This is a genomic window from Tenacibaculum soleae (assembly GCF_030549005.1).
GTDB lineage: Bacteria > Bacteroidota > Bacteroidia > Flavobacteriales > Flavobacteriaceae > Polaribacter > Polaribacter soleae.
This window is the reverse complement of sequence record NZ_JAUOSW010000014.1, coordinates 1-11,306: the sequence shown is the minus strand read 5'-3', so window position 1 is coordinate 11,306 and position 11,306 is coordinate 1. Positions and strand designations below refer to the sequence as shown.

The following is an 11,306-nucleotide window of genomic DNA, read 5'->3' as shown; positions in this document are numbered from 1 at the left end:
CTCTCGGATTTTCTATTCGGTTTTTATTTGCTATATTTAGTGTTTATAAACGCAACAAACTATATACAATCACGTTGTGCATAATTTACCAAAACCCTATAAAATTTGACTTTTAAGGAAATTTATAAGCTAACAATTAAATATTATCCATCTGAAATTGATATTTCGGACGGAATAATGGTTAAGAAAGATAGTGGGAATTTTAAAACTTTATCGGACTCTTGGGATGACGCCGAAATAAAAACTGAAAATGAATCTGATTTTATAAAGTTAATGGTTTGGGCAATTTTTTGCCCTTATCACAAAAAAACGATAGAAAACTTTATGAACGGAAAAAAGACTGTTTCTCTAACTGAATTGGATATGGAATATCTGAAATACAAGTTTGAAGAAAGCTTATTAAATAAGGAATCGAACTATTATGCTGAATCAAGACGACAATACAGAATTGAATAAAAAACTACAATAAATGAAAAAAATATTCATCTTGACTTTACTCTCATTTTTCGGTTGTAAAAACGACCCAATCTGTACTGTGAACGAAAATAACGCTGGAAAAGAAATTTATGACGTGGACGAGGCGACTTGTTTCATTGCATTAAAGCTAAATAAGAAAAAGTCTGACTTGAATTTGATTCGTGATGCTCTGGTTGCGGAAATAAACTTTATGGATAAAATAGGACTGAACTCTGACAATCCGAATCCTGAAAGCGAAACTGAATCTAATGTCGAATTGGATATAAATCAAATGGTAGAATATGCTCTGAATGAGGAAAAAGTTGACCTGACAAAAGAGGAATTACAGGAAATCTATGATACAGAAATTGAGTATTTAATATTTATCGGAGTTGCGGGATAATAAAAAACTATGCACAACACCGTGTATAATTAATTGCTGTGTAAGTGCTCATCTGGAATATTCCTTCGGAATATTCTCAGGTTCGTAAAAGTTTGCTAAATTAGTTGCCTAACCACGCAACTAATCATACACAAACACGTTGTAAACAAGCTAAAGAAACTTTATGGGATTAACAGGATTTAGAGAAAGAATATTAAAATTAAGAGCTGAACAAGCTAAATCTATTCCATCCAGAGTATTTTTCAATCATTTTTTTTCGATTATTTATTGTATTGATTGTAACGAAGAAAAGTATGACTTAAAAAAAATCCCTTTTTACAACGGAATTAAAATTAAGAATGAGAAATTTAATATTGAAGAAGTACGAAAACTTCTTTGGAATTCTTGGAGTACGGAATATGCATATAGAATTGGCGAAAAAATAGACAATGACGACTATTATAAATTTTCACTTCATTGGAATTTCCCACAAGCTTACTATTCTGTTTATTTATCAATGACTGCTTTCCACGAAACTCAAGGAATTGCTAATGAACAACACGAAAAATCTATTAAACTATTTGGAAATTCAGTAAAAGATAAGCATTACCCATCTGCAATAAGTTTTTACACCTCTGGACTTAAAAATGAGTTCGAATATTTTGGACTTCCAAACTTTAAAGGCTTCCCTAAAGAAAATAGTGTTTTAAGTAAAATTGAGTGTTTAGAAGATGCCGAATTGCAATTAGCTACATTTTTAAAAACTACAAGAAAGAAAAATGCGGAGGATAAAAGAAGTCGACTACAAAAACAAAATCACAGAGATTTTAGAAACGCAAAAGGAGAATTTAGAAAGTCATTTAAAAAAGAACATTGGGATATTATTTTCAAAAAAATTCCGATAACTTCTGTTTTCAACTTATTATATAGATTGAGAATAAAAGCCAACTATCGAGACATTGAAAGTTTTGTAAATGCAGATATTGATTTTAAAAGTTTCCATTCAAGTTTAGGACAATTAATTTACTACTTGAATTTTATTCACGAAGCTTACATTGTAAAAGCAATTGGAATAGTTGAATATGAAAAAATATTAAAGACATTTCCAAACCACTTGAATGAAGAAACAGCATTGAAAAGATTTGAAGAAAATATTAAACCATTAGAATAAAGCCAGTTTACAACACCGTATATAATTTATTGCTAGTTCTAGCCTACTTACGAAAATCCTCGCGGATTTTCTATTCGGTTTTTATTTGCTAAATTACGTGCTTAAACCACGCAACAAACCATATACAAACACGTTGTAGCCAATGCGAAAAAACCAACAGAATAAATGATAAAAACAGAATTTGGAAATTTTGATGGTAATAAATGGGAAAGTATTTCTCAATTATGTTTTAAAAACAATTTCCGAGAAGAAGCATATCAAGAGATTAAAGCTACGCCTGGAGATTTTGGAATTGAAGGATTTACTAGAACAGGAAAAGTATTTCAATGCTATTGTCCAAATGAACATTATTCAGCAAAAGAACTCTATGAAAATCACAGAGATAAAATTACCAAAGATTTAAAAAAACTTAAGACATATGAGCAACAGCTTAAAAAAATCTTAGGAACAACGAAAATTAATAAATGGTATTTTGTAACACCAACTTATGCTAAAAATGAAATAGTTCAACATTGTACACAGAAAAAAGAAGAGGTAAAAAGTTGGAATTTATCAATAATCGACAATACTAATTTTGAAGTAATATTTGAAGATATAGACTTTCTTCATCCTTTTTTAAATACAGCAATTGAAAACTCAAAAATCAAAATTGATATTTCACCTTCAATAACAATCGAGAAATCAGATAAATTGAAATGGAAAGGTTCAGAAATTTCATTAATCGAGAATGCTCAAAATAAAAATACACATAGAGTAAATAAAAGTTCTTCAAATTTTGATGCAAATTTGGATAAACTAGTAGACATAAATGTAGAAAACTACTTAGAAGGGAATAATATTCTTATAAAGTGGAAAGAAGATTATCCTAATGATTATGAGAGTTTTTTAGATATAACCAGTGCGATTGAATCTGAAATTGAAGAAAGATGCATATCAAATACAAAAGAACCTAGCGAATTATATAATGAATTTAGAGGTCTCTTAAAAAGTGAATTACAAAATTCATTTAAAAATTTAGCACCACAACTGATTTTAAAACTAACAAACTGGGCACTAGCTGACTGGATATTTAGATGTCCAATAAATTTTGAGTAAATGGAACTATACGCTGAAAAAATAACATTTTCTAAGAAACCTATTTCTATTCCACCAGAATATAGACCGTCATACACTATTGGTTTAATTGTACTAATTTTAAAACTTTGTTGTCAAAGTTCTAAATCCAGTTTATTAAAGCTTCATTTAATTAATTGGGCTTTAAAAAGTAAAGAAAACCAAGAATCATTGAGGAAATTTGTTCATAGTAATTATACTGAAACTTCAAAAACTTGGGGAATTGAACCTAGTTTAAATAGAGCTCTAAATTATTCAGTTCACGAAGGAATTTGTTCAATATCAAAAGGAAAGTATCAATTACAAGAAAAAGGCGAATTGTTTTACTCAAAAATAATAAAAGATACAGAGTACCTAAATGAAGAAATTGAGTTTCTTAACTTCTTAGGTAAAAGAAAAATCACAGATAATCGTATTGATTCAATCTACAAAAAATGGAAGAACCAAAATGCTTAAAATAAATAACATAAAAATAGATGTAAACACTAATAATGGTCTTTTTGGTGCTTTTCACACATTTACTTCAGGTCTAAATATAGTCAGAGGAAATAACACTAGTGGAAAAAGTAGTCTATTCCAAGCCATTGTTTACGCACTTGGTTTTGAGGAATTAATTGGAGGGAGATTTGAAAAAACAATGCAATCTGTTTTAAAAGACCAAGTTGAATATCCGAAACACACATTTCATAGCGTACTTCAATCTTTTATTTTATTAGAAATTGAAAATGTAAATGGAGATATTATTACAATACGTAGATTCGTTCAAAATCCAAACAGAAAATCACAACTAATCGATGTGTTTTTTGGTAGTTTATTAGCTAATGAAAGTTTAGAAAGTCGTCCAATGTTTATACACGATAATGGTGGTGCTTCTGATGAAAATTATGGATTTCATTTATATTTAGAGGAATTTTTAAATTGGAAACTTCCTAAAGTTTTAACTAACAAAGGAGAATTACGTAAAATATATATACAACAAATTGCTTCTAGTTTTATCATTGAACAAAAGTCTGGTTGGTCGGATTTTTTTGCCACTATGCCAATTTATGGGTTAAACAATAAAGAAGCTCGAATTGTCGAATTCATATTAGATATGGATGTTTATGGCAATAAAATGAAAAAACAAGAACTAGGCATATCAAAGAGAATTCTTGAAAATGATTGGTTAAATTTAAATAGACAATTCGAAAGATTTGCAGAAAAAGGTGGAGGAAAACTAACTGGATTATCACAAAATCCTATGATTATTAATAATCTTGAAGAAATAAATGTTCGGCTTTCAAAAGATGAAACTGATTATTCTATTTCCAATTACCTAGATTTGATGATTGTTGAATTTGATACATTAAACAAAATAGAAACTATTTCTGTAAAAGATAAAACAAGTGATAATGAAATACTAATTGTAAAAAAAGAAGAAAGTTTAAATCAACTAAGTTTTGATGTTGAAATGATATCTAGTGAATTAACTTTTGACAAACAAAAACTAAGTAATTTTAATTATCAATTAGAAAACTTAAACGAAGATTTAAGAAAAAATAAAGGGGCTTTTAAAGTGCAAAAAATGGGAGCAGAAATTGATTTAAAAATTTCTGAAAACAATTGCCCTTCTTGTAATCAAGAAATAAATGATTCTTTACTTCCCTTATCGGTTAAGCAAGTACCAATGCGTTTAGATGATAATATAAATTTTTTATCTGCTCAAATAAAAATGCTTCAAGTAAATATTGAAAGTTTAGAGTCTAAAATAATTATTAAAGAGAAAAAATTAAAAAACCTAAGAGGTTCACAAAACAACTTAAGAGGTCAAATAAGAGAACTTAAAAAAGAATTAACTTCTGACGACAGACTTCCTTCAATAGTAGATATAGAATATCGCTTAAACTTAAAAAAAAGAATTGAATTTTATTCTAAATATTTAGCAGATTTTTCAGAATTAAAAGATGAATTATCAACACTTTCATCTAAATGGAAAAGAATATTAGAAGACCAAGAAAAACTTAAAAAAGACACCTTTTCGCCAAATGATATTTCTAAATTAAAAATATTAACTAATAATTTTAAATCACTTTTAAGCAAATTCAATTATAGTAGTAAAACAATCAACGATATTGCAATTTCTGACGAAAATTATTTGCCTTTAGCAAAAAAACCAAATGACAATCTTGTTTACAATATCAGGTTTGACTCTTCTGCAAGTGATTTCGTTCGCAGTATTTGGGCTTATACTTGTAGTTTATATAAAACTTCAATTGAGAAAAACGGAAATCACCCAAACATATTAATGTTTGATGAACCTAAACAGCAAGATTTATCAATTAATGATTTTAGTAATTTCTTGAAAGAATTATCAACATATAAAAACGCACAGACATTACTATTTGCTTCATTTGAAAATTCAGATGAAACTTTTAATAAAGCAACAGAAGGAATTGAATTTCATTTGAATTATATAAATGAGAAATTAATAAAACCAATTGAATAAAGCACTGGCTACAACACCGTATATAATTTATTGCTGGCTTCTCGCTTACTTACGAAAGTCCTCGCGGACTTTCTTGGTCGGTAATTATTTACTAAATTAGTTGCTTAAACCACGCAACAAACCATATACAAACACGTTGGCGCTCATAGAAATCGAAATTTTTAGAAAATATTTTTATTGAAAAGTTATTCTATTTTTTATAGAAAATTAAGAAAAATGTAATTTATTGAAACTTTAAAAAATTGAATAGTATTTACGCTTTTATGAGAATTGATTTCCTAAATTCCAGAAATACTAAATCGAGAAAAATCTCGTCTAGTTTCAAAATGAATATGGAATCGTTGCGCTAAAAAGAGAATAATTTAGTTTTTAAGAATATTTTTATAATTATAGAAAAATCTTGTAGAATCTAATGTTACAAAAATCGTTATGAAAAGAAAGAGAATATTTCGAGAATTAAAAAATGAGTTTTAGCAACATTGCGGAATTGAAATCATAAGAATTTACTCGAAATCTAAATATTGAATAAAAAGAAAAAAATACTTGAGAATTTTAGCTACTAAAAATAGAACCCGAAAAAAGCAGAAACGTAAACTACGAAACGCCAACAACGTGTATAGTTCATTACGGGGGATTTTCTTGCAGAAAATCCTCGCACTTTTACTATCTTTGGTTTAAGTTCGGAAAATTGCTGCGCTCTTTTCCGTAACGAAACCATACACAAATACGTTGTAAGTAATTTGAGAAAAACACTAACCATACTATTAATTTTGACCTTCGGACTTTTTTCTTGCAAATCCGAAAAGAAATACTCGGACTATAATGAAACGGACTTTTATGAAGTACAAGGAATTATAAACTACGCAAATCTGACAAGTGACCCTTTCGACAGTACAACTGAAAAAAATGTTAGTTTCACCTATTTTTTAGACCGAGAAAACCCAAAAACTGGAATTGAAAATAACTTGGAAATGTTTGAGGCGCAAAATGGATATCCGCTAATAGTTTTAGTTCATAAAAATGACGAAAACATAAGTTTTTACGGCAGAGTTGGAATTCTTGAAAATTTGAATAAAAAGGAAAAAGAGTTTCTAAATAAACACATCCAAAGTGAGATGACTAAAATAAAAGAAAAAACGCCTGAATACATTTATAACGCACTAATTAAAGACACTATTAAAGAAAATCAAACTGACAAAAAATAAAAAACTACTTACAACATAGTATAAAAAACATTGCTTATTTTGGCTAAAACGAAAGGCAGTTGCTCTTTTGTTAGCTGCTGATTTTCCTTCGGAAAATCCTCGCATACAAAACCGCAACGTTCCTTATACATAACCGTTGGGTTTCATTAACAAAAAATCGTAAAAATTCAAACTTTTAGATTTTTAATTGATTTTAAAATGTTGGAAAAACTTGAGGAAAAACTATATCGGAATTTTCTCAGAAAACCGTAAAAATATAATTTGAAAATTTTAGTCTTCTAATAATGTTTTTCAAAAAAAGAAAAATTCCAGTTGAGAATTATTCTGTAAAAAGTTGGAGTATTTAGAGTTAAATTTTCAAAGCTCTTACTTTAGAAAAATCTCAGAAAGAATAAAATAGAATTGAATATATATAGAAAAAATAAATCACGGAATTTAGCAAGTTTGCGGAATTTAAATTCTTTATGAATAATTGCGGAAAAGTAGAATTAAAACAGAATTGAACACTAAAAAAGAGAATAAATCGCGGAATTGAACAATTTTGCGGAATTAAAATTCTTTATGGAAATAATTGCGGAAAAATTCTTTCAACAATAAAAATTAAAACAGTAAACCAATATAACGAAAACCCAACAACGTGTATAGTTCATTACGGGGGATTTTCTTGCAGAAAATCCTCGCACTTTTACTATCTTTGGTTTAAGTTCGGAAAATTGCTGCGCTCTTTTCCGTAACGAAACCATACACAAATACGTTGGCAATAATATAGAACCGAAATGAAATTTGACTTTATAACAGATGAAAAATTTAGGAATCTCTTAGAAAGGGATTATGAAGAATTGATGAAATGTTTGGAAACTAAATCATCAAAATCTGTTCTAATTCTTTCGGGAAGTATTATTGAAGCTATTCTTACGGATTATTTTTTAAATTTTCCACCTGAAAAACACAACGAAAAAAAAATATTAAGTAGCGACTTATACAAGTTAATTGAACTTGCGAAAGAAAATGAACTCATAAGTCAATCAACTAAAGAACTCTCAACTGTTCTTAAAAATTACAGAAATTTAATTCATCCTGGAAGGGAAATAAGAAAAAATGAATCTTTTGACTTTGATACTGCGGTTGTAGCCAAAAGCTTAGTAAATATTATAATAAAAGAAATTAGAGAAAACTACCTTAACAATATTGGATATTCTGCAAATGACTTGATTTCCAAATTGGGAAATGATGCACTTTCAGAAACAATATTTGAAAAATTATTATTGAAAGTACATAAGTCGGAAAAAAGTAAGCTATTTAATATTTTAATTGATAATGAACTTGATAATACACCTTTCTCTAATGAAATACTAAATCCAAAAAAGTACATAAACATACTTAAATCCCAAGTTGAAAGAGAAGTCGTTGATGCTCAATTAAAAAAACTCATTAACAAAATCGAAACTGGAGAACAATGGGAAGTAATAATGTATTATGATATTCTTCATCAAGAAATCAACTATCTAGCGAAAGATGAAATAGAACTTGTATTATTATACATTCTAAACGCTTTTATAGAATTATCAAATGACAAAGACCAAATTAGACGATTTAATAGGCTGAATTTATTTTCATCTTTTGGAACACATCTGACTTCAGAAACTGTCAAATTAGAATTTCTAAAATTGATTTGTAAAGTAGTATATAATTACGAAGAAGATAAATATGAATATTTTGGAGCTTATGACCAACTAATAAATTCTGTGGCATCTGACAAGAAAGAAAAGATTAAAGAATATGTACTAAATAATGTTAGTTCGTATTTCCACGAACCTTTTTATGAAAAATATGCGAATGGAGATTATTTGCCATTTTAAAAATACTATTGCCAACACCGTATATAATTTATTGCTGGCTTCTCGCCTACTTACGAAAGTCCTCGCGGACTTTCTTGGTCGGTAATTATTTACTAAATTAGTTGCTTAAACCACGCAACAAACCATATACAAACACGTTGGGTTTCATTAACAAAAAATCGTAAAATTTCAAACTTTTAGATTTTTAATTGAGTTTAAAATGTTAGAAAAACTTGTAGAAAAACTATATCGGAATTTTTCTCAGAAAACCGTAAAAAAATATAATTTTCTAATTTTAGTTTTATAATAATATTTTTCAAAATCAGAAAAATTCCAGTTGAGAATTGTTCTGTAAAAAGTTGGAATATTTAAAGTTAAATTTTCAACACTCCTACTCTAGAGAAACCTCGGAAAGAATAAAAATAGAAAAAACAAATCGTGGAATTTAGCAAGTTTGCTGAATTTAAATTCTTTATGAATAATTGCGGAAAAGTAAAATTAAAACAGAATTGAATACTAAAAAGAGAGAATAAATCGCGAAATTTATCAAGTTTGCGGAATTTAAAATAATTGCGGGAAAATTATTTCAACAATAAAAAGTAAAATAGTAAACCAATATAACGAAAACCCAACAGCGTGTATAGTTCATTACGGGGGATTTTCTTACAGAAAATCCTCGCACTTTTACTATCTTTGGTTTAAGTTCGGAAAATTGCTGCGCTCTTTTCCGTAACGAAACCATACACAAGTACGTTGCCAGTAATACAAACATAACATATGAACTTAGGAATAATAATAGGAGTTAGTGAATATTCTGATTCAAAAAACAATCTTCCAGGATGTAAATTAGATTCTGTTAATATGAATGCCATTTTAAGTAAATCAAATAAATATGATGATATTCTTTTGCTTAATGAAAAAATGACAAGTGCAGAGTTAAAAGAAAAATTGACTGGATTTATTTCTGATAATCAAAAAAATGAAATAGAAGAATTATTTTTCTATTTTACTGGGCACGGAGAATTTCACAGCAACGAATTCTATTATTTATTATCAGATTTTGACACTGTAAAAAGAAAACAAACAACACTTCAAAATGATGAAGTTGACACCTTAATAAAAACTTTAAATCCTAATTTAGTAATTAAGGTAATCGATGCTTGTCAATCAGGTAAAAGCTACATTAAAGAGTATAATGCAATCAATAAGTATTTTGAAAAAACTGGAACCAATTTTAATAATTGCTACTTTCTTAACTCTTCTCTATCTGACCAATATTCATATCAGACAAAAAAAATAAGTGATTTCACACTTAGTTTTATAGAATCAATTAAAAAACATCAAAGTAAAGAAATTAGATACAAAGATATCATTGATTATATTTCAGATGAATTTGCGTCTAATACAGACCAAACACCCTTTTTTGTTATTCAAGCTAATCTAACCGAAAAATTTTGTCAAATAAATCCAACTCTTAAGGAACATTTGAATAATCTTGATTTCGACAAAGAGGAAGTTCTGGAAAAAAAAGAAAATTTATCTTTAATTGATAAAATTAAAAAAGAGGCTGAAAACTACTGCTCTAAAGAACAAGCTATCGAAGTAATAAATCGTTTGAAAATTAAAATTGAAGAATTTGAATTAACTGGCAATTTGGAAGAGCTATATGATTTAGAGGTATTATTTTATGACGATTATTCACCTATAATAAAGAAAAACACAATAGCTAAGTGGTTAGAAAATAATGACCACGAATATTTTGCTAATGCAAGTTATAAAAGAGTTAGAAAGGATAGATATACCAATCCTTTAGCTGGTCTAACAACAAATTTAAACGTATTTGGCACAGGTCTGACCGTTGGAAATGATGATTATGAGACAATAAGAGATGGTTTTAATCTAGATATTGAAGTTCCGTACAAAACAATCGTATTTAATTTAAACTCAAGATTTCCGAATGTTGACTCTTTTACCACAAGAATAATTTACTTGATTTCTAAAAGGCAAATTGGCTTCTTCTATTTCATTACCAATTTTGAAGAAAAAAATTGGGAAGAAAAAGAATTGAATTCAGATATTGAATGGTTCACTTCCGAAGAAAAAATCACTGATGAAGAACAAATAGAGAATGCGATAAAAACTATTTTAGAGAAACTTAAAAAGATAGTAAACGACTACTTAAAAGAAACCTTTGAAGCGAAAGAAAAATAAAAGTACTACTGGCAACACCGTGTATAATTAATGGCTAGTTATAGCTTACTTACGAAAATCCTCGCGGATTTTCTATTCGGTTTTTATTTGCTAAATTCCGTGCTTAAAACACGCCACTAATCATACACAAACACGTTGCCATTCATTGCGGAAAGAAGAACTCAAAAGGAAAATTTGAGAAATAAATCAAAATTTAAAATAGTAGAATTTAGCTCTCAAAAAAGAAAATTCTAAACAAATTTGAATTTTATTATCGTTTTAAAAGAGCTGTAAAAACAGCACTTTCCTTAAAGACACAAGCAATATTTGCGATGCAAAACTTGCTCAAGTTAAGAAAGAATATTTTGAGGTTTAATGAAAAAATTTTGGACTTGAACACTCAAATGCGGAATGAAAATTATATCGGAATTTTTAGCTTGTTTGCGGAATCTGAATTGAAAACTAA

9 protein-coding genes are annotated in these 11,306 nt (G+C 28.1%); all 9 read left to right on the top strand.

From position 1 onward, the window contains the following. The first annotated feature begins 105 nt into the window (after window positions 1-105). The 9 genes from Q4586_RS13595 (at window position 106) to Q4586_RS13555 (ending at window position 10,861) form a co-directional block, all read left to right on the top strand. Complete coding sequence (locus Q4586_RS13595) at window positions 106-456, top strand: hypothetical protein (RefSeq protein WP_303529879.1); 351 nt, start codon at window positions 106-108, stop codon at window positions 454-456. A 13-nt stretch (window positions 457-469) separates the two neighbouring features. Next, window positions 470-859 carry a hypothetical protein gene (locus tag Q4586_RS13590; RefSeq protein ID WP_179314810.1) on the top strand — a complete coding sequence of 130 codons (390 nt, stop codon included), beginning with the start codon at window positions 470-472 and terminating at the stop codon, window positions 857-859. 163 nt (window positions 860-1,022) lie between these two features. Next, complete coding sequence (locus Q4586_RS13585; protein WP_303529874.1) at window positions 1,023-2,009, top strand: hypothetical protein; 987 nt, start codon at window positions 1,023-1,025, stop codon at window positions 2,007-2,009. A 165-nt stretch (window positions 2,010-2,174) separates the two neighbouring features. After that, window positions 2,175-3,104: a hypothetical protein gene (locus tag Q4586_RS13580; protein ID WP_303529873.1), complete on the top strand. Its 930-nt coding sequence runs from the start codon at window positions 2,175-2,177 to the stop codon at window positions 3,102-3,104. Further along, complete coding sequence (locus Q4586_RS13575; RefSeq protein WP_303529871.1) at window positions 3,105-3,578, top strand: hypothetical protein; 474 nt, start codon at window positions 3,105-3,107, stop codon at window positions 3,576-3,578. Next, window positions 3,571-5,607 carry an AAA family ATPase gene (locus Q4586_RS13570; RefSeq protein WP_303529867.1) on the top strand — a complete coding sequence of 679 codons (2,037 nt, stop codon included), beginning with the start codon at window positions 3,571-3,573 and terminating at the stop codon, window positions 5,605-5,607. The genes Q4586_RS13575 and Q4586_RS13570 overlap by 8 nt, the downstream gene beginning before the upstream one ends. A gap of 740 nt (window positions 5,608-6,347) precedes the next feature. Continuing rightward, on the top strand, window positions 6,348-6,812 hold the full coding sequence (locus Q4586_RS13565; protein ID WP_141677729.1) for a hypothetical protein: 465 nt from the start codon (window positions 6,348-6,350) through the stop codon (window positions 6,810-6,812). Between the two features lie 776 nt (window positions 6,813-7,588). Next, window positions 7,589-8,671, top strand: coding sequence for a hypothetical protein (locus Q4586_RS13560; protein ID WP_303529861.1), 1,083 nt, complete (start codon window positions 7,589-7,591; stop codon window positions 8,669-8,671). A 756-nt stretch (window positions 8,672-9,427) separates the two neighbouring features. After that, a complete protein-coding gene (locus Q4586_RS13555) occupies window positions 9,428-10,861 on the top strand; it encodes a caspase family protein (RefSeq protein ID WP_303529860.1) in 1,434 nt (477 codons plus the stop codon). Window positions 10,862-11,306 lie beyond the last annotated feature (445 nt).

Bases quoted from the DNA above. Each gene is read 5' to 3' on its own strand.
- Q4586_RS13590 (WP_179314810.1), top strand. From the start codon at position 470: ATGAAAAAAATATTCATCTTGACTTTACTCTCATTTTTCGGTTGTAAA.
- Q4586_RS13585 (WP_303529874.1), top strand. From the start codon at position 1,023: ATGGGATTAACAGGATTTAGAGAAAGAATATTAAAATTAAGAGCTGAA.
- Q4586_RS13580 (WP_303529873.1), top strand. From the start codon at position 2,175: ATGATAAAAACAGAATTTGGAAATTTTGATGGTAATAAATGGGAAAGT.
- Q4586_RS13575 (WP_303529871.1), top strand. From the start codon at position 3,105: ATGGAACTATACGCTGAAAAAATAACATTTTCTAAGAAACCTATTTCT.
- Q4586_RS13570 (WP_303529867.1), top strand. From the start codon at position 3,571: ATGCTTAAAATAAATAACATAAAAATAGATGTAAACACTAATAATGGT.
- Q4586_RS13560 (WP_303529861.1), top strand. From the start codon at position 7,589: ATGAAATTTGACTTTATAACAGATGAAAAATTTAGGAATCTCTTAGAA.
- Q4586_RS13555 (WP_303529860.1), top strand. From the start codon at position 9,428: ATGAACTTAGGAATAATAATAGGAGTTAGTGAATATTCTGATTCAAAA.